We start from the raw sequence: 18,380 nt of genomic DNA, 5'->3' as shown, positions 1-18,380 counted from the left end.
GGGATCAGGCCGCAGCCGATGCCGAACGCGCGCGGGCGGCCTGAAGGCTGCGTTCGCGCATCATGGTGATCCGGGCGGCGTCTTCCTGCGCGATCGCCTGATAGTAGTCGCGCTTGTTTTCCAGCCAGCAGAGTTCGAATGCGACGGCGTTGGCGATGCCTGCTTCAAACGCGGCGCTTTCGACTGCGGCACCATCGAACACGACCTTGCGCGTCTCGAACCGGTCGAGACGGATTTCGCGCACTTCGCGCAAGGGGCCGAGCGCGTCGAGCGCGACCGAACCGCCCACGACGAGCTCGAGATCGTGCGTCCGGCAGGCCTGCGCGGTGGTCAGCACGGCGTCGGTGATGACCCGTTCGTTGATGGCGCCGCGCGGCAGATCCTGCGACAGCGTGAAATCGACGCGGCCGAATACCACCCCGTCGAGCCGTTCGGCCGCGATCGGCAGCATTGCGGGCAGTGCGGCAAGCGTGGAGAGGGTTTCGAGATTGAACAGGAACCGGGTCGTCTGGGCGCCGGTGCCATAGACCTTGTCCCGCGCGTCGGCGAATTTCGACAGGGCATAGGGCGTCTCGACCATCGGCGCGATGATGTACCCCGCGCCATAGAGCTTCGAGGCGTGGAGGTCGGAGATCGCTTCACAGCCGCCGATTTTCAGCGCCAGCTTCAAGTCGGCGCGCGCGGTCAGGTCAAGCAGACGCAGGAGTTCGTCGGGCCGGGTGCCTTCCGCTTCGAATTCGGCCTTGATCGCGACCACGCCGTAATGGTCGCGGCCTTTCCTGAGCATGTCGAGCATCCGTGCTTCTGTGGGATTCACCTGTGTTTCTCCGTGCTGTCAGAACGAGGCGTTCGGAGAGAAGACGGAAAGGCGCAGGCAAACCCGTAAGGCGCCGGCCACATGAGCGCATCGACGGGCGGCACGAGGATTTTTTCGGTCCGGTCGGGAATGAATTACGGTTCGGCGACGTTGCCTTCGTCATGTCGATGTGATGACGATGATGCGCCCCTTTCTCTTTCCGCTGCTGGCGATGGTCCCGATGCTGTCGGCAACGGCGGTCGCGCGGCCTGCGCATGTCCGAGCAGCCTTGCCTGCGATTTCATCGGGGTTCGGCATGCGAATCGATCCTTTGCGCGGGACCCGCGCCATGCATGACGGCATCGACATACCGGGACGTCAGGGCGCGCCGATCCTTGCCGCAGCGTCGGGGCAGGTCGATTTTGCCGGATGGCGCGGCGGCTATGGCAATCTGGTCGAGATCCTGCATGCCGACGGAACCCGGACGCGTTACGGCCACTTGTCCCGCATCGTCGTCGGGCCCGGCGATACCGTGGCACAGGGGCAGGAAATTGCCTTGATGGGCTCGACCGGCCGGTCGACCGGCCCGCATCTCCATTTTGAAGTGCGATCTGGAGGAATTGCCGTCAACCCTCTGGTTTTCATGGGTAATACTCGCAGATTTTCCGCAAAGAGTGAATTTGCGCAGACCTTTGCCGTGCCGGGCGGGGAAACGAGCCCCCGCACCACCATTTCCGCCTTTGCACAGGCACGGAACAGCGGTCTCGATCGCCCCGGTGGGGATGCCGTCCTGCCCGATGCGGATGTGGTCGTTCGCCGGAGCGGCCAATGACCGGGCGGGACCTGCGTAGCGGGCGCGGCTTGGCAAGGCGGCGGCGGGATGCTTTCCTGCCGTCCATGGATCAGGTTGAAAACACGAGTGGTCTGCAACGTGTGTTGCTCGACCAGCGCGTGCGCCTGCTCCGGTTCCTGCGGGCGCGGGGGGCGGGGGAGGATGCCGAGGACATGCTCCACGACCTGTGGCAACGGGTCGCATCGATGCCGCGTTCGCCTGTTGCCGATCCGCTGGCCTATCTGTTCCGGACGGCCGAGAACCTGATGCGGGACCGGCGACGCAGCGACGTCAGCCGCGAACGCCGCCAGTTCGACTGGCACGACACGAGCGTCAGCGAGCATGAGCCGCCGGTTGCCGAACGCGCCCTGATCGCGCGGCAACGGCTCGACGAGGCGACACGGACGCTGGCGGGCCTTGGCGAGCGGGTGGAGCAGGTCTTTCGCCGATGTCGGCTCGAAGGCGTGGGACAAGTGGCGATCGCGCGCGAACTGGGCGTCAGCCTGAGTTCGGTGGAAAAGGATTTGCAGAAGGCGTCGCGCGCCTTGGCACAGTTGAGGGCCAGGTTCGATGCGGAATGACCTTATGCGCAATGACAGGCAGGGCGCCATGATGGCAAGGCGGGGCCGATGACCCGGCAACCGACAGAGATGATCCGCGAGGAAGGGCGCCGCTGGGCGCTTCGCGCGGCCGACCCCGATTTTTCCGATTGGGATGCGCTCACCGACTGGCTCGAGGCCGATCCGGCGCATCTCGATGCCTATGACGCGGCGCTCGACGACGACGATTGGGCGAGACGCCTTTTCCTTGAGGAAGGTCCCGAGGTCGCACCCGTGGTTGCGGCCAACGACATGGGGGCAGAGGCGCCTGTGGTCGGGCTCGGCGGACGGCACTATCCCTGGATGGGCGCCTTGGCTGCATCCTTGCTGCTGGCGGCCGGGTTGGGCGGCTATTTCGCGCTGCGCCCCGAACCGATGACCGAATTTGCAACCGCGCCCGGCCAGCGGCACGAGATCACGCTCGCCGATGGGTCGCAGATCCTGCTCAACGGGGGCACGCGCATCCGGTTCAGCCCGTCGCGACCGCGCGAGATCGAGATGAAGGGCGGCGAAATCCTGTTTCGCGTCCATCATGACGCCGATCACCCGTTCGTCGTGACCAGCGGCAATACCCGACTCGTCGATGTCGGCACCGTTTTCGACGTTCAGCAGCAGGCGGGCGTGCTTGACGTCGCGGTGGCGGAAGGAGCGGTGCTCTACAACGCGCGGGGCGGGGAAATCCGCCTCGGCGCGGGCGACCGGCTCACCCGTGCCGGGGACGAAGCGGTTCCCGTTCTGGCCAAGGCCGATCCGGCGGCGGTCGGCGGGTGGCAAGCCAATGTGCTCACCTATGATGACGCGCCTTTGTCCCAGGTGGTGGCCGATCTTTCCCGGGATCTTGGCGTGGTAATCGTTGTCGATCCGCAGGTAGGCGCGCGCCATTTCTCCGGCACGCTGTCGATCAAGGGGACACCGGACGCGGTGCTTTCCCGGCTTCAGGCCATCGTGGGTCTCACAATTGTCCGCAACGGCAGCGTATGGAGGGTGCAGCCAGCACGTGGTTCGAGCTCGTAGGCTCATCTTCGGCACGCTCTGTTTGTGGAGCGTGCCGGCTTTGGCGCGCGAAGTCAGCGTGGAGGTCTCCGTCGGTGCGATGACGGCAGGCCCGGCTGCGCGTGCGCTCGCGCGGCAGACGGGTGTCAGCATTGCCTTTCGCGATTCCGCGATGACCGGCCGTCCAACAAGGGGCGTCGCCGGGCATTATCCTCCGGCACAGGCCTTGGCCCGGATGCTTGCCGATACCGGGCTTCAGGCGCGCGAAGTCGCGCCGGGCGTCTTCGTCGTCGATGCCGTGTCGTCGCCTCCCCCGGTGCAGGCCTCTGCCCCGCGATCGCGCAGTGCATTGGTACCGGAAACTACCGGGGAAGGGGTGGTCGTCACCGGCACCAAACGCAAGGTGCCGCTCGATCTCTATCCGGGGGGGATCGAGGTCATTGTCGGGGATGCGGTATCGACTTCCGATGGCGCCAAGGGGACTGACGCGATCGAGGTGCGGCTCTCGAGCGTTTCGTCCACCCATCTCGGGCCCGGCCGCAACAAGCTGTTCATTCGCGGGATTGCCGATTCCAGTTTCGTCGGGCCCACCCAGGCCACGGTCGGCCAGTATTGGGGCAACAGCCGCATCACCTACAGCGCGCCCGATCCCAGCCTGCGTCTTTATGACATTGCCCGCATCGAAGTGCTCGAAGGGCCGCAGGGGACGCTTTACGGCGCCGGGTCCATGGGCGGGGTCGTGCGCGTCGTTCCCAATGCCCCCGATCTCGGGCAATTCGGGGGCCAGCTCTGGGGCGGGACCACGTTCGTGCAGCACGGGCAACCGGGCGGGGATGGCGGCGCGATCGTCAACGTGCCGATCGTCAAGGACAAGCTCGCCTTGCGTGTGCTCGGTTTCGGCAGCCTCGATGGCGGCTATATCGACGATACCCTGCGCAAGCTGAGCGACATCAACACCGTGCGTACCTATGGCGGGCGGGCGGCCTTGCGCTACAAGCCCGGCAACGACTGGACCATCGACGTCTCGGCCCTGTCCCAGCGGATCGGGGGCGACGACAGCCAGTATGCGGACCGGGAAGGCAATGGTCTGACCCGCGCGACCGCGATTGCCCAACCCTTTTCCAATGCCATCCTCCTGAGCGAACTGGTCGTGGGCAAGCGGTGGAACGAGCTCGAACTGACCACGTCGTTTTCCTATGCCAACCAGCATGTGTTCGAACGCTATGCCGGGGCGGCGCTGACCGACGCCGCCCATCCACAGGTCGCGCCGATGTCGGGCGCCTATCAGACGGCCTTCACCCAGCAGGACTGGATCCACATGTTCACCGGGGAAGTCCGCTTGGCCAAGTCCCGCCGCGACGGCACCGGATGGTTGATCGCGTTCAACGTGCTGCACAACGACGACCGCATCCGCCGCCAGATGGGGGGCACCGACACCAGCAATGTCATGGCTGCGGTCGGCGTAGAGGGCGGTCCTGTCGCGCTCGCCTATCTGAGCGGCGTGCGCAACCGGGTGGACGAGGAAACGCTCTACGGCGAATATTCGCTGCATCTCCAGAAACGGCTGACGCTGACGCTCGGCGGGCGGCTTACCCGGTCCCGCCTTGCCGGGCAGTCCGAAGACGTCGCCACGGATCAGGCCTTGCGCATCGATCCGACGGCAGGGGTCTCGCGTACCGAAATGCGCGGCCTGCCGTCTGCGGCGCTGGTTTGGCGCCCGTGGGACAAAGTCTCGCTCTTCGCGCGGTACCAGGAAAGTTTCCGGCCCGGCGGCATCGCCATCCGGCAGGATTACATCGAACGGTTCCAGGGCGACCGCGTGCGCACGGTCGAAGGCGGCATGCGCCTGACGGGCCGGACTTTCGACAGCAGCTTCACCGTGTCGTGGAGCAACTGGCAGAACATTCAGGCCGACCTCATCGACGGCTTCGGGTTTCCGACCACCGCCAATATCGGCGACGGACGCGTGCTGTCGTTCAGCCTCGCCGGGCATTGGCGGCCCCTGCCGGGCCTGCAGCTCGAAGGCTCGGTCCTTGCCAACGAAAGCCATATCACTCAGCCGTCGGATCTGGCGACAAGCCTGTTCGACGCGGCGATCGACCGCAGCCGGTTGCCCAATGTCGCCGACTGGATCGGGCGGATCGGGGCAAAGTACGAGATGCCGATCGGCGCAACCGACCGCTTCGATGTTTCGGCCTATGCGCGCTATACCGGCAAATCGACGCTGGGCGTGGGGTCGGTTCTGGGCCAGTTGCAGGGCAACTACATCGACACCGGCCTCGATTTCAAAGTGGGCAATACCAGCCGGTCGCTGACGCTCAGCATCACCAATCTCTCGGACGCTCGCGGCAACCGTTTCGCGCTGGGCTCGCCCTTTCTCCTGCGCACGCACGACGAAATCACGCCTCTTCGCCCCCGCAGCTTCCGCCTCGGTTTCGATTTCGCGTTCTGAGTTTACAGCCTAGTGGAACGCGAATTCGCCCTGCCGTGATGCGGGCGGCGGGCTCGGCATTTCGGGGTGGGTCGCGCGTACGTCCGTCTGTCCGGGGATAAGGCCGAGTAGGCAGCGGGCTTCGCCGATCAGTTCATAGACAACATGCCGATGGCCGCCGCGGTTGTGATGATCGACGCAATAGCCCGCGTAATGACGGCGCAGGAGACCTGCACGGACCATTTCGGATGCCGCGCGGCTGAGGTTGGTCTTGGTCGACGAACGGATGCGGTCGCGCGCTTCCATTGCGATCGAGGCATCCGCCTCATCAGGGTTCGCGGTCAATTTGCCCTTGCGCGCAAGATCGTCGCGCACACGCTCGGTCAAGGCCTTGCGCCGGGGATCGCGGGCCCCGATCGGCAGAAGACCTTCGCTCAGCCAGTCGCGCAAGGTGAGCAAGGTGTTCCCGCGCGCCACGAAGGGCCCTGCCTGCCCGTTGCCGTCGGCAACTTCCGCGATCAGGCACAAGAGCATGAAGGCATAGCGCGGCCGCGCGCTGGCCCGCGCAATCGCGTCCAGCAGCGCGGCCATGCCGGACGCATTTCCTTGGGACGAGAGGCGGATCGAATGAAACATAACGAGCCGCAAACAAGCACAAATCGTGACTCTTGGGAATCCCCGGAAATGGCGGCGAAGTGCTTTTGTCATCTGTGACACTTTGCCTTCGGGCAAAGTGTCACGCCTGGCACTGCCTGTCGCCGGGACGCTTGTCCGGTCACGAACCCAGAATGCTTGCGATCCCTTTTTCCGCAGCTTCGGCTTCGGCAATCAGGAGGCGAAGCGCCTTTGCGGTATCCTCGAGCAGGTTCTGGCTGACCGGGCGTTCACCGTTGACGAAACGCCGGAGGGCCCGTTCGTCGATGTCGAGGCGGCGGGACGCGGCGGTCACTCCGCCGAACACCTGGATGCAATGGGCAAAGTGGTCTCGCGGGTCCTGCGTCGTCGTGGTCATGGTGTGTCGTTCCTGTTCTTAAAAGCGTGTTCGCATCGCGAGTGCGGCAACACGGCTCGGCTCGTCAACCACCATGAGGTTTCAGAGGATCAGCCGCCGAGATCCATCGGTTTTCCGAACAGGTATCCCTGTCCATAGTCGCAGCCCAGGTCCTGAAGCAGGTCGGAGATCTCGGGGGTCTCGATCCCTTCGGCGACGACTTGCATCCCCATCGCGGCGCTCAGACCCAGGATCGAGCGGATGATGCCGACTTTTTCGGGCGATTGCAGGCATCCCCGGGTGAAGCTCTGGTCGATCTTGATCCGGTCGGCGCGCAAGTTGAGCAGTTGCGACAAGGACGAGAACCCGGTGCCGAAATCGTCGAGCGAGATGCTGAAGCCGAAGTCGCGCAAATTGCGCAGGTTGTCCTGAACCGTTCGCGACATGTCGAGCGAGGCGCTTTCGGTGATCTCGATGTCGATGCGGTGGGGATGGATGCCGTAGCGTCGGACGATGTCCATGGCGCCGGTCGAGAATTCCTTGCGCTGCAACTGGATCGGCGAGACGTTGATGGCGACCCACAGGTTGTCGTCGAGCGTGGACGCGAACTTCACCGCCTTGTCGAACAGGTATTTGCCCAGACAATGGATCGCGCCGGTCTCTTCGGCGATCGAGATGAATTCGGGCGGCGCGATCGGTCCCATGGTGTCGTGGGTCCACCGCGCCAGCGCTTCGTAGCCGACCGGACGCTTGTCGGTGAACGAGACCACCGGCTGATAGTGCAGGGTGATGGTTTCGGCCTGCATCGCGCTGTCGAGATCGCGCCCGATCGTCATCCGGCGCTTGGCCGCATGGGCGAATTCGATGTCGAACAGGCGATAGGCGTTGAGGTCGAGCGTCTTGGCCGCTTTCAGCGCGGCCTGCGCGCAGGCAAGGATGTCGTCCTCGCCCGCCTCGCGCGCGAGTTTCCAGCCATCGCCCGTCACCACGCCCGCCGATGCGGTCAGTGCGATCTGTTCGTCGCCGAATTCGATGGGGGCCGAAATTTCGCGCAGGATGCGTTCGATTACCGTCTTGTGCCCGTCGGTGCCGGGGGGAAGGCTTTCGATGAAGACGCCGAACATGTCGCTGTCGATCCGCGAGGATATGTCATGGCTGCGCAAGGCCGACTTCAGCCGTTTGGCGACGACCCACAGGATCGCGTCGCCCGCTTCGTTGCCGTAGGCGGTGTTGATCGCGGAAAAGCGGTTGATGTCGATGACCGCGAGCAGCCCGGAGAACGGGGTGCAATTGGTGACCGGATTGAAGTATTTCTGCACCGAGCGCATGAACGAGGTGCGGTTTTCGAGCCCGGTCAGGCAATCGATGCTTTCCGCCCGCGCGAATTCCCGCGCGCGATCCTGCTCCGCCTGTTTTTGCAGAGTGAGATCCCGGCCGATCTGGACCACTTTGACCGGGGTGCCCCGGCTGTCGGCGACAGTGAAATAGACCGCGTCGATCCACACTTCGCGGCGATGCCGACCGAACCGCACATCGTGGATGCTGTGGCTCGCGCCCAGGCGAAAGGATTTCCAGAAATTGGCATATTCGGATGTGACCGCATAAGCCTCGCTCAGGAAAATGGCGTGATCCTGTCCGATCACGTCCTCGGCGCGATAGTGAAAGGCTTCGAGGAACCGCGCATTGGCGGCCATGAGGGCGCCGTCGATCGCATATTCCGCGATCAGGAAATGGCGGTCGATCCCCCGGATCATCGCCGCCTGTTCGAACAGCATTCGGCCCGGTCCGTCGAACGCGTGGCAGGCAAGGCAGGTGCCGTCCTGCCCCTCTCCGGTCATCGGCTGCAAGGTGCCGTAGGACCAGAACGTCTCCTTGTCCTTGCGGATCAGCGGAATGGGCCCGGCGCGTTCGCCGTCGCCCGCACCTGCGTTGGCGGTCGCCGCATCGGGACGCAGGAAGTCCATGTCTTCGAGCACGGGCACATCGACGACGCAGGAATAGTGCCGCCCGCTGATGTCGGGAAAGCTGTGCCCGGTACAACGCAGGAAACTGTCGTTTGCATAGGTGATGCAGCCGTCCGGGCCGATGCACAGCACCGCCAGCCCGGCCGGACGCAACCGTTCGGAAAGTCCCGCATCCGTCGGGGAAACAGCGCCCGCGCGGGCAGGCCGCGTCGCATCGCCCGGCGCGCTTTGCGCCGAACCGCATGCCATTCCGGACGCATCAACGGCCTTCACAGGAACACGTCTCCGAAATCGTCGTCGTCCTCGTCGCTTCCCGCATCGAAAGCAGACGCCGCCGGGGCCTTGCACAGCGGTTCCATGCCCGGCAGCAGGAACCGGTCGTGAACCACGCGTTCGCTGGCCATGGTATAGCTGCGCCCCATGGTATCCATCATCGCGACGACGGGATGGTCGATGCAATCCTCGATCATCGGTTCGCCTGCATCGGCCATGTCGGTGAAGGTGCGGGTCAGGCTCTGCAAATTGCGGGTCAGAGTGCCGCAAATCGAGAGTTCGTCGACCGCGCCGTGGATCATCGCGACAATGTCCTGCGCGCTGGTATCGAGTCCGGACATGGCCGTTTCAGCCTGGCGAGAGCCGTCGCGGATGATCGAGAGCGCGGCCGAGAGCGTTTCGTCGACATCGGGTTCGTCGGCGCCTGCGCGCTGGGCTTCAAAGCCCTGGCTGACCTGACCCAGTTCGTCGGCGACTTCCGAAATCGCCAGTGTCAGATCGGCCAATTGTTGCGAACAGACGCGGATCTCGTCGGAAATGACCGCGACCGGTTTGCCGATCGCGGCATCGCGCCGGGCGCGAATGTTGACGTTGATCGCCATGTAATCGACTTCGAAGCGCAGTTCCTCGATCACCTGCACCCGCTCGCGCAAAGTGGCGGCCATGCGCAGGACGACATCGGCGATTTCGGCTGCCTTTTCGTCGGCGCGGTGCAATTGGCGCGTCATCCCGTGTGCGCCGGTAATGCATTCGTCGAGATCGCGCAGAAACAGGCCGCTGTCCTGCACGGTTCCGTGGCGCCCGCCCTGATCGAGCAAGGTGTCGCAATCGGGAGCGAGCACGTCGAGCGCGCTCAGCAGTTCGCCGGTCTGGTCGCTGAATTCATGGGTCAGGTCGTCGAGCTGGGCGGCAAAGAGATGGAGCATGTGGCCGCGCGTCCCGGCCGGATCACGCGTTTCGGGATGGGCCATGACTTCGTCGAAGACCCGGCATGCGTCGAGCACATGCTCAAGCCTTTGCCGGGCAATGTCGCCGATCTGGATCGCGCCCAGAGCCCGGCCGACGCCGCCTTGCAGGCGCAGGACGATCTCGCGCGCGTTGCGGGATACATCGGTCAGGTTTTTCTGCCGTTTGCGAAGCTGGCCGACTTCGACCGCGAGCCGGTCGGGGACGGCGGGGACGACCCGCGCACATTCGCGGGCGAGCACTTCGTCGACCGATCGCATCTCGCTGAGGCTGGCGAGCATGGTCGCGACTTCGCGCTTGAAGAGATCGACTTCCTTGCCCCCGGTCGCGAGCTTGACGCTCATGTCTCCGGCAAATTCGATGAATTCGTCGGCGCCTGCTGCCGCGATCTTCAGATTGACGGCATAGAACTGCAAAACGGTCAGGACACGGCCGATTTCACTGCTGGTTGCCGACAATTTGCGGGTGATGTCGAGCATGGCCGCGATCTGGACCGCGCGTCCGGCCTGCCGGTCGGGCGCTTCGGACAGGCGGCGGGCGGCGGAAAGCAGGTTGTCCGCCGCATCGGTGCCTTCGGCCCCGTGGCCGAAAGCGCGGGTCACCGCGTCGAGACCGCCCAGAACCGCGCCCATCGTTTCGACCAGCCGCGCCAGCGTAAGCCCGGCGGGCATGAAGTGGGAATCGAGCCGTTCGACAATGCCCGCAAGGCCTGCGCGCGCCTGCGCGGTTACGCCTTCGCCCAGCGCCGATGGCGGGATGAAATGGGTCGTGTCGGGAAAGGTTTCGTGCCGCATCAGATGTCTTCTCCCCTTATCGCATGCCTGCCTGGATCATCTCGCGCGCAATCGCGCCGAGAGGGACGATCCGCTCGGCAGCACCCAGCGCGATGGCTTCCCTGGGCATGCCGAAGACGACCGAGGTGGCTTCGTTCTGTGCAATGGTTCGTGCGCCTGCCTGCCGCATTTCGAGCAGACCTTGTGCGCCGTCGTCGCCCATTCCGGTCATGATCACGCCGACCGCATTGGCCCCGGCCCATTGGGCGGCAGAGCGGAACAGCACGTTGACCGAAGGGCGATGGCGCGAGACCAGCGGCCCTTCGCGCACCGAAACGACATAGCGGGCGCCCTGCCGCGCGAGCAGGGTGTGGCGTCCGCCCGGCGCGATCAGGACATGACCGCGCATGACGGTATCGCCGTCCTCGGCCTCTTTCACGTCCACTTCGCAACGGGCGTTGAGCCGTGCGGCGAACGAGCGGGTGAATTGTTCGGGCATGTGCTGGACGACGACGATGCCCGGCGCATTGGCGGGCAGGGCTTCGAGCACTTCGCGCAAGGCTTCGGTCCCGCCGGTCGAGGCGCCGATGCACACGACCATCTCGGTCGTCCGGCTCATCGCGCGGGCAATGGGCGGGGGCAGCATGGCATCGGCGGTCAGCTTGCCTTCGGGACGCAGCGGCGCGCGGTCGGCACGGCGCGAGACTTTGGCATGGGCCGCGCCCTTGACCACGTCGCGGATGCGCTGGTTCTGTTCGGCGAGAAAATCGGCGACACCCGCGCGCGGTTTCAGGATCACGTCGACCGCGCCCGCCTCCAGCGCCTGAAGCAGGGTTTCCGATCCCTCTTCGGTGAGCGAGGAACACATGACCACCGGCACCGGGCACTGGCTCATCAGTTTGCGCAGAAAGGTGATTCCGTCCATGCGCGGCATTTCGACGTCGAGCGTGACGACATCGGGCAGCTCGTCCTTGATGTAGCGGGCGGCGGCGAAAGGATCGCTGGCCGCCGCGATCACCTCGATCTCGGGATCGGCGGACAGGATTGCAGTCATCGTTTGCCGAACGCTGGCGGAATCGTCCACGACCAGGACGCGGATCTTGCGGCCCATGCGGTCAGCCCTTCTTTCTGAATACGGTGTTGGACACGGGAACGAGCGGCACATTGAGACCGCTGATCGATTCCGAATGCCCGAGGATAAGGTGCCCGCCCGGGCGCAGATTGTCGCAAAGGCGGGCAATGACACCGGCTTGCGTCTCTTTTTCAAAATAAATGAGGACGTTGCGGCAAAAGATGACATCCATCGGATCGCCGACCGGATAATGGCTGTCCATCAGGTTGAGCCGGGCGAAGGTGACTTTCCGGCGCAGGGCCGGAACGATCCGCGCTTCCTTGCGGCTGCGGTCGCGGGCAGAGGCGACATAGCGTGCCCGCAGCGCCGGGGGCACCGGCTTGAGCGCGGCGAGCGAATAGATGCCGCGCCATGCCTCTTGCAGAACGGCAGTGTCGATATCGGTCGCAAGGATCGAGAAATCCTGGCCGTCGGTCCCGTCCATGAAATCGGCGAGGACCATGGCCAGGGTATAGGCCTCCATGCCGGTTGAGGCCGCCGCGCTCCAGCATCGGACAAGCGATCGGCCCTCCGCGCGCAAGGCAGGCAGGATCGCGCGCGCAAGGTAATCGAAATGCGAGGATTCCCGAAAGAAATCCGTCTTGTTGGTGGTCACCGCGTTGATGAAGGCCGTGACATCCTCGTCATCGACGCCGATCGAGAGAATATGGTCGCAATAAGCGTCGATGCTGGAGAAACCCGCCGCCCTGATCCGCTTGACCAAGCGGCTTTCGATCAGATGCACTTTCGTTTCGGGCATCCTGATCCCGGTGTGCCCTTCGATGAATTCGGCGATCCGGCGGAATTGCCGCATGCTGATGCTCGCTCCTGACGGAGACGGCGTACGGTTCAGGGCGGGGGCGGAAAGGGCCAAGGCGCGGTTCCTCAGGCAGCCTGCCCGCGAGGGGCGGCAGCGACAAGTGCAGTGTCCTCGCTCGTCAGCACGCGGGCGATGTCGATCATCACGACAAAGCCCCCGTCCTGTCGGATGACACCGGTGATATAATCCGATCGCCAGCGCACCCCGATGTCGGGTGCGGTTTCGAGATCGCTGCGGGCAAAGGCACTGACCACCAGGGCGCGATCGATGATGAGCCCGAGCAGCAGGGGTTCGCGGCCTTCGCCTTGCGGCAATTCGGCGATCAGGATGCGGGTGAGGGGCGTCGGCGCCTTGGCGGGAAGGCCAAGGCGCAGGCGCAGGTCGATCGTCGGGACGCCGACGCCGCGCACATCGATCAGTCCCAGGAAGTGTTCCGGTGCATTGGGCAGCCGGAATGGTTCCTGATAGTCGAGGATCTCGCGCACGATGGCGACCGGGACCGCAAAGACTTCGGATCCGATGCCGAAGGTCACGGCCTGGATCGGATCGGCGCCGGTCACGCGACCTGCTCGAAATCGAGGTCTTCGGCGTCCGCGCCGCCCTGGGTCATGTCGAGCGCGAAACCCTGTACGCGGGCCTGCTGATCCGCGATCGAGCCGGGGCGCACGGTCCGGGCGACGGCGGGTGCGCGACGGGGGGCTGCCGCGACCGGGCGTGCGACCGGCGCGCGACGGGGTGCGGCATGGCCGCCATGCTCGTCGGTGCGGAAGAAGGCGACGCTCGCCTGCAGTTCTTCGGCCTGCGACGCCAGTTCCTCGGCCGTTGCCGAGATTTCCTCGGACGCGCCCGCGTTCTGCTGGGTCACCTTGTCGAGCTGCTGGATCGCGGTGTTGATCTGGGCCGCGCCGATGTCCTGTTCGCGACAGGCCGCACTGATTTCGGAGACCAGTTCGGCGGTGCGGCGAATGTCGGGGACAAGGCGCGTCAGCATTTCGCCGGCTTCGGCAGCGGCCTTGACCGTGTCGGTCGACAGCGAGCTGATTTCGGTCGCGGCTTCCTGGCTGCGTTCGGCAAGTTTGCGCACTTCGCTGGCGACGACGGCAAAGCCGCGGCCATGTTCACCCGCACGGGCCGCCTCGACCGCCGCGTTGAGCGCGAGAAGGTCGGTCTGGCGCGCGATTTCCTGCACGATCGAGATCTTGGTCGCGATCACCTGCATGGCGTCGACCGCCTTGCGCACGGCACTGCCGCTGACGTCGGCATCCTTGGCCGACTGGCGCGCGATCTTTTCGGTCTGGGCAGCGTTGTCGGCGTTCTGCTTGATATTGCCCGCCATTTCCTCGATCGAGCTCGACGCTTCCTCGGTGGCCGAAGCCTGTTCGGTTGCGCCCTGCGACAGGGTTTCCGATCCGGCGGCCATCTGCTGGGCACTGGCCGAGACATTGCCCGCAGCGACCAGAGCATCGCCGACCACGCTGCGCAGGCGTTCGATCATCGCGATCAGCGCGTGACCGAGGCGGTCCTTGTCGGACAGCGCGGTGTGATTGACGGTCAAGTCACCCCCAGCGATGCGGTCAGCGAGATCGGCGGTCTTGCGCTGGTTCGCGGTCATGCGGTTGACGGTGTCGACCAGTTCGCGGATTTCGTCGTTGCTGTTGATGACGATTTCCTGATCGAGATCGCCGATCGCCACGGCATCAACGGCGACGCGCACTTTGGTAAGGCCGCGGGAAATGGTGAGCGAGATCCACACGCCGCCCGAAACCGCGATGGCAATGGCGATGAGGGCGGTGATGATCAGCGTGGTGCGCGCTTCATCATAGAGAGCGCTGGTGTCAGCATCTGCCTTGGTCATGTCCTTTTGCGCAATGTCGACGAGCTGGGCGATTTGCTCGCTCATGGCATTGGCCGCGTCCCGCGCGCGGGTCATCGACAGTTCGCCGGCCTGCGTCTTCTTGCCGTCAAGGCTCAGCGAGCGGATCTCATCCTCGACAGGCAGAAGCTCGGCCCACCTGGCCTGGATCTTGCTCCAGATGGGCGCGCCTTCGGGCGAGGCATGGGATACGCCTGCCGCAATCAGCGTCTGGGCCTCGCTGCGCGTCTTGAGCAGTTCAGCATCGAATTTCCGGGCCGTATCGACATCGCCTGCCAGCGCCATGTTCTTTTCCTGGCGCAGGGCGTAGTTGATCTTGCCGTCGAGAGAGAGGGCCAGTTCCTGGCGCTTGGCTGGACCCGCGATGACATCGGTGATCGCCTGGTTGAGCGTGCTCAGCCGTGCGAGGCTGAGGCCGACGACGACGACGAGCAGGGCCACGAGAAGGACGAATGTCGCGGCAAGTTTTGCCTTGATGGTTGCTTTCATGAGGGACGCCCTCCGGGCAGATGTGTGAAAGGGATGGGACCGGTCACGCGTGAGCGGACTGGGCAAGATGTTCGGCAAGAATCCGCGCGAGATCGGGCAGGATCACGAAACGGCCGTCGCGGCGGGCGATCCCGGTGATGAAATCGCTGCGCCATTTCATCCCGACGGGTGGGGCGGCCTCGACCGTGACGCCGTCCATCGCGATGACATTGTTGACCTTTTCGGCAAGGATCCCGATCGTTGCGGGCTCGTCGGCGACAAGAGTCTCGATGACGATGACGCGCGTATCCTCGTGATCGGGGCATGTGCGTTCGAGGTCGAACGCAACGCTCAGATCGGCAAGCGGAACGATCGCGCCGCGCACGTTGACGAGGCCGTCGGCAAAGGGCGGGGCGCCCGGCACGCGTGTGATCGCCGGGACTTCGAGGATTTCGCGCACGCACTGGGCATCGATGGCAAAGCCTTCGCCGCCGAGCGTGAAGGTGAGCACGCGTTCGGGCAGGATCATGCCGCTTCTCCCGCATGGTCATGGTGACGTCCGCTCAGCGACCGTTGGGATTTCTGCGCCCCGGCGATCAGGCTGGCGATGTCGAGGATCAGCGCAACCGTGCCGTCGCCCAGAATGGTCGCGCCCGAAAACGAGCCGAGCCCGGCGTGGAAGCGCGACAGCGACTTGATGACGGTCTGGGTATTGCCGATGATCTGGTCGACGACGAGTCCGACCCGGCCGCGTCCCTGTCCCACGATCACGACTTTCTGGAACAGGTCGGGCGGATGGGTGCTGGCAAAGCTGTCGCGCAGGCGCAGATAGGGAACCAGTTCGCCGCGCACGTCGAGGAAATTGCGCCGCGCTGTTGCCGGAACTTCGGACGCGGGCAGTTCGAGGCATTCCTCGACCGCCGAAAGCGGGATCGCATAGCGACCGTCGCCCACGCGCACGAGCATGCATTCGATGATTGCCAGGGTTAGCGGCAGATGGAGCGTCATCGTCGTGCCCGAGCCTTCGACACTGTCGATGTCGATCGTCCCGCGCAGGCTTTCGATGCTGCGCTTGACGACGTCCATGCCGACGCCTCGCCCCGACAGGTTGGTGATCGCCGCCGCCGTCGAGAAACCGGGCGCAAAGATCGTGTGAAGCAGATCGTTGTCGCTGACCGTTTGGCCCGGCTCGATCAGGCCTTGCGCTTCGGCCTTGGCCCGGACACGCGCGCGGTTGATCCCGCGCCCGTCGTCGGTGATCGCGATCAACACTTCGCCGCCCGCCTGTCGCGCCGACAGGGTGATGCGTCCCGCCGCCGATTTTCCCGCCAGCACGCGATCGTCCCCGGTTTCAAGGCCATGGTCGCAACTGTTGCGGATAATGTGGATCATCGGGTCGGCCAGCCGCTCGATCACGGTCTTGTCGACTTCGGTCGCTTCGCCCTCGGTCACGAGTTCGATCGTCTTGCCGGTTTCGTGGGCAAGATCGTGGATCAGACGACGGAACCGCGCGAAAAGGTTCGACACCGGCATCATCCGCAGCGCCATGGTGGTGTCGCGCAATTCGGCCGAAAGGCGCTGAATGTCCTCGGATACCGCGCGCAGGGTTCCCGCGTCGACCACGCCCTTTCCGGCGGAAAGCTGGTCGAGGCGGCTTTGCGCGATGACCAGTTCGCCCACGCGGTTCATCAATTCGTCAAGCCGTTCGGCCTGAACGCGCACGCTTTCCTGACCGGGCGCGGACTTGGCCGCGCGCCCCGCCGATGCGGCGGCGGCAGGCTCGGGCATATCCTCGACATCGTCCTCCACCGGCGCTGCTTCGTCGGGCGTATCGAGCGGTGCGATCGCGAGTTCCATGTCGTCGATGACGAAGATGAAGACATCCTCGATGTCTTCGCGCCCGACATCCCCGATCAGTTCCACGTCCCAGAAGACGTAGCATTCGGTCGGGACCAGTTCGTCGAGCGTGGGCATGTCGTCGAGACGGGCCGTGATCGTGCACTGACCCAGATCGCGCAGTTCGTCGAGCAGGGGCAGGGGATTGGTGCCGTTGGCCATGGCGCCGGGAGGCAGCTTGAACGTCAGGCGCCAGCCCTTGCCGGGCGAAGGCGCGACAGCGGGTGTGCCTTCGCCTTCGCTCACGGCCTGTTCCAGATCGGCAAGAATGCCGGTTCCGGCATCGATCAATGCTGCATCGGCATCGCTGCCCGCATCGATCAATGCCTGCATGTGATCGCGGGCCGACAGGATCACTTCGATCAGGCGTCGCGTCGCTGTCGCCTTGCCCTTGCGCACGCGGTCAAACGCGGTTTCGCAATGATGGGTGAACCCGGCCAGAGCGTCGAAACCGAACATGGCGCCCGAGCCCTTGAGCGTGTGCAGCCCGCGAAAGACTTCGTCGACGAGCGGGCGATTGCCCGGATCGCTCGACAGGTCGAGCAGGGCCTGTTCGACCTGTTCGAGCAAGTCGGCCGCTTCTACCCGGAAAGCGGCGACGGGATCGTTCCCGCTCAACGGCCCAGCACCTTGCGCGCGATCTTTACCAGCTGGTCGGCATTGAAGGGCTTCACCAGCCATCCGGTCGCCCCGGCGGCCTTGGCCTGCGCCTTGAGCCCGTCCTCGCTTTCGGTGGTGAGGAAGATGATCGGGACGCCGGTGTTGGTCGGCGACTTGCGCAGTTCGCGGATCATTGTCAGCCCGTCCATGCGCGGCATGTTGAGGTCGGTGATGATAAGGTCGAAGCGCTCGGCGCCCGCCTTGGCCAGCCCTTCGGTGCCGTCGCCCGCCTCGGTCACGGCATAGCCCGCACCGGTCAGCGCGATGCGAACGGCCATGCGCAGGCTGGGGGAATCATCGACGGTGAGGATCGAGGCGCTCATGCGGGAAGTACTCCATGAAACCAGAAATCGACGTCTTCGGGGGACGAAGGGGCGAACCCGGCGCGGCCGAGCAGGGCGGCCAGCGCCGGATTGGCCGGATGGGCGAGACGGATCGGGCGCTCCATGCGCCGGGCCTGTGCGCGGGCGGCAACAAGCAGCTGGATCGCGCTGAAATCCCCGTCGACGAACTCGGATGCGTCTATGACGATCTCGTCGTCATCGCGGGCAAAGGCGTCGCAAAACGACTGCCAGAGAGGGGTGATGGTTTGCAGCGAAACGCGATCGCCAAAGGATACGGAAATGGACATGCGGGCCGACCTGGTGAATTGTTATGATGCCGCATCGCACAATCCCGGCTGATAATTTGCTGCGGGGATTTTACGTGTTTTCCGCGCATCGCAATGCACCGCCGCAAAGGGAACGGGGCCGATCACCAGATTGATTCAATGATGAAATATCGCCTGTTTCAACGATCTTAACCGATGCCGTTCACCACGCTGATCGCCGCAGACTCGCCAATTTCGTTGACTTTTCACCTGATCCGAAAAGCCTGGATGGCTGGGCCCCAAAAACCCGACCGGTAAATCGAAAGTGAATCCCGCAACGCCCCG

Annotated in this window: 17 protein-coding genes; 4 read left to right on the top strand and 13 right to left on the bottom strand. The window is 64.7% G+C overall.

Features of this window, described 5'->3' with window-relative positions; all coding sequences use genetic code 11:
- Window positions 1-4 precede the first annotated feature (4 nt).
- Window positions 5-817, bottom strand: coding sequence for an aldolase/citrate lyase family protein (locus Y88_RS09740; protein WP_026167006.1), 813 nt, complete (start codon window positions 815-817; stop codon window positions 5-7).
- A 172-nt stretch (window positions 818-989) separates the two neighbouring features.
- On the opposite strand from Y88_RS09740, the gene Y88_RS19715 reads away from it, so the two are divergent.
- From Y88_RS19715 to Y88_RS09720, 4 genes are all read left to right on the top strand, one after another.
- Window positions 990-1,628: a M23 family metallopeptidase gene (locus tag Y88_RS19715; protein ID WP_018075923.1), complete on the top strand. Its 639-nt coding sequence runs from the start codon at window positions 990-992 to the stop codon at window positions 1,626-1,628.
- A gap of 65 nt (window positions 1,629-1,693) precedes the next feature.
- Window positions 1,694-2,209 carry an RNA polymerase sigma factor gene (locus Y88_RS09730; RefSeq protein ID WP_008068701.1) on the top strand — a complete coding sequence of 172 codons (516 nt, stop codon included), beginning with the start codon at window positions 1,694-1,696 and terminating at the stop codon, window positions 2,207-2,209.
- 48 nt (window positions 2,210-2,257) lie between these two features.
- On the top strand, window positions 2,258-3,241 hold the full coding sequence (locus Y88_RS09725; RefSeq protein WP_232281002.1) for a FecR family protein: 984 nt from the start codon (window positions 2,258-2,260) through the stop codon (window positions 3,239-3,241).
- Window positions 3,242-3,272: 31 nt separating this feature from the next.
- On the top strand, window positions 3,273-5,672 hold the full coding sequence (locus tag Y88_RS09720) for a TonB-dependent receptor domain-containing protein (RefSeq protein WP_008068705.1): 2,400 nt from the start codon (window positions 3,273-3,275) through the stop codon (window positions 5,670-5,672).
- Between the two features lie 9 nt (window positions 5,673-5,681).
- On the opposite strand, the gene Y88_RS09715 is transcribed toward Y88_RS09720, so the two are convergent.
- From Y88_RS09715 to Y88_RS09660, 12 genes are all read right to left on the bottom strand, one after another.
- Window positions 5,682-6,287 carry a hypothetical protein gene (locus Y88_RS09715; RefSeq protein WP_008068707.1) on the bottom strand — a complete coding sequence of 202 codons (606 nt, stop codon included), beginning with the start codon at window positions 6,285-6,287 and terminating at the stop codon, window positions 5,682-5,684.
- A 139-nt stretch (window positions 6,288-6,426) separates the two neighbouring features.
- Window positions 6,427-6,663 carry a hypothetical protein gene (locus Y88_RS09710; protein ID WP_008068713.1) on the bottom strand — a complete coding sequence of 79 codons (237 nt, stop codon included), beginning with the start codon at window positions 6,661-6,663 and terminating at the stop codon, window positions 6,427-6,429.
- Window positions 6,664-6,752: 89 nt separating this feature from the next.
- Window positions 6,753-8,855, bottom strand: coding sequence for a bifunctional diguanylate cyclase/phosphodiesterase (locus Y88_RS09705; RefSeq protein ID WP_008068719.1), 2,103 nt, complete (start codon window positions 8,853-8,855; stop codon window positions 6,753-6,755).
- 20 nt (window positions 8,856-8,875) lie between these two features.
- Entirely contained in the window at window positions 8,876-10,639 is a 1,764-nt protein-coding gene (locus Y88_RS09700; RefSeq protein ID WP_008068721.1) for a methyl-accepting chemotaxis domain-containing protein, read from the bottom strand.
- A gap of 16 nt (window positions 10,640-10,655) precedes the next feature.
- Window positions 10,656-11,729 (bottom strand): protein-glutamate methylesterase/protein-glutamine glutaminase, encoded by a 1,074-nt coding sequence (locus Y88_RS09695; RefSeq protein WP_008068722.1) that lies wholly within the window; start codon window positions 11,727-11,729, stop codon window positions 10,656-10,658.
- A gap of 4 nt (window positions 11,730-11,733) precedes the next feature.
- Entirely contained in the window at window positions 11,734-12,543 is an 810-nt protein-coding gene (locus tag Y88_RS09690) for a CheR family methyltransferase (RefSeq protein ID WP_008068724.1), read from the bottom strand.
- A gap of 71 nt (window positions 12,544-12,614) precedes the next feature.
- Window positions 12,615-13,109: a chemotaxis protein CheW gene (locus Y88_RS09685; RefSeq protein WP_008068726.1), complete on the bottom strand. Its 495-nt coding sequence runs from the start codon at window positions 13,107-13,109 to the stop codon at window positions 12,615-12,617.
- The gene (locus Y88_RS09680) at window positions 13,106-14,911 is read right to left on the bottom strand and encodes a methyl-accepting chemotaxis protein (protein ID WP_008068749.1); all 1,806 of its coding nucleotides are present in this window, start codon (window positions 14,909-14,911) and stop codon (window positions 13,106-13,108) included. The genes Y88_RS09685 and Y88_RS09680 overlap by 4 nt, the downstream gene beginning before the upstream one ends.
- A 43-nt stretch (window positions 14,912-14,954) precedes the next feature.
- Window positions 14,955-15,419 (bottom strand): chemotaxis protein CheW, encoded by a 465-nt coding sequence (locus Y88_RS09675; RefSeq protein ID WP_008068750.1) that lies wholly within the window; start codon window positions 15,417-15,419, stop codon window positions 14,955-14,957.
- Window positions 15,416-17,404 (bottom strand): chemotaxis protein CheA, encoded by a 1,989-nt coding sequence (locus Y88_RS09670; RefSeq protein ID WP_008068751.1) that lies wholly within the window; start codon window positions 17,402-17,404, stop codon window positions 15,416-15,418. The genes Y88_RS09675 and Y88_RS09670 overlap by 4 nt, the downstream gene beginning before the upstream one ends.
- Window positions 17,401-17,769: a response regulator gene (locus tag Y88_RS09665; protein WP_008068752.1), complete on the bottom strand. Its 369-nt coding sequence runs from the start codon at window positions 17,767-17,769 to the stop codon at window positions 17,401-17,403. Before Y88_RS09665 ends, Y88_RS09670 begins: the two co-directional genes overlap by 4 nt.
- Window positions 17,766-18,077 (bottom strand): STAS domain-containing protein, encoded by a 312-nt coding sequence (locus Y88_RS09660; RefSeq protein WP_008068753.1) that lies wholly within the window; start codon window positions 18,075-18,077, stop codon window positions 17,766-17,768. Before Y88_RS09660 ends, Y88_RS09665 begins: the two co-directional genes overlap by 4 nt.
- Between the last annotated feature and the right edge of the window lie 303 nt (window positions 18,078-18,380).

The sequence above is a fragment of the Novosphingobium nitrogenifigens DSM 19370 genome, from assembly GCF_000192575.1.
Taxonomy (GTDB): Bacteria; Pseudomonadota; Alphaproteobacteria; order Sphingomonadales; family Sphingomonadaceae; genus Novosphingobium; species Novosphingobium nitrogenifigens.
This window is presented reverse-complemented; position numbering and strand designations above follow the sequence as displayed.

Coding starts and splice junctions, on each gene's coding strand:
- Y88_RS09700 (WP_008068721.1), bottom strand. CDS start 10,639: ATGCGGCACGAAACCTTTCCCGACACGACCCATTTCATCCCGCCATCG.
- Y88_RS09725 (WP_232281002.1), top strand. CDS start 2,258: ATGACCCGGCAACCGACAGAGATGATCCGCGAGGAAGGGCGCCGCTGG.
- Y88_RS09715 (WP_008068707.1), bottom strand. CDS start 6,287: ATGTTTCATTCGATCCGCCTCTCGTCCCAAGGAAATGCGTCCGGCATG.
- Y88_RS09705 (WP_008068719.1), bottom strand. CDS start 8,855: ATGGCATGCGGTTCGGCGCAAAGCGCGCCGGGCGATGCGACGCGGCCT.
- Y88_RS09660 (WP_008068753.1), bottom strand. CDS start 18,077: ATGTCCATTTCCGTATCCTTTGGCGATCGCGTTTCGCTGCAAACCATC.
- Y88_RS09665 (WP_008068752.1), bottom strand. CDS start 17,769: ATGAGCGCCTCGATCCTCACCGTCGATGATTCCCCCAGCCTGCGCATG.
- Y88_RS19715 (WP_018075923.1), top strand. CDS start 990: ATGACGATGATGCGCCCCTTTCTCTTTCCGCTGCTGGCGATGGTCCCG.
- Y88_RS09730 (WP_008068701.1), top strand. CDS start 1,694: ATGGATCAGGTTGAAAACACGAGTGGTCTGCAACGTGTGTTGCTCGAC.
- Y88_RS09675 (WP_008068750.1), bottom strand. CDS start 15,419: ATGATCCTGCCCGAACGCGTGCTCACCTTCACGCTCGGCGGCGAAGGC.
- Y88_RS09695 (WP_008068722.1), bottom strand. CDS start 11,729: ATGGGCCGCAAGATCCGCGTCCTGGTCGTGGACGATTCCGCCAGCGTT.
- Y88_RS09690 (WP_008068724.1), bottom strand. CDS start 12,543: ATGCGGCAATTCCGCCGGATCGCCGAATTCATCGAAGGGCACACCGGG.
- Y88_RS09680 (WP_008068749.1), bottom strand. CDS start 14,911: ATGAAAGCAACCATCAAGGCAAAACTTGCCGCGACATTCGTCCTTCTC.
- Y88_RS09710 (WP_008068713.1), bottom strand. CDS start 6,663: ATGACCACGACGACGCAGGACCCGCGAGACCACTTTGCCCATTGCATC.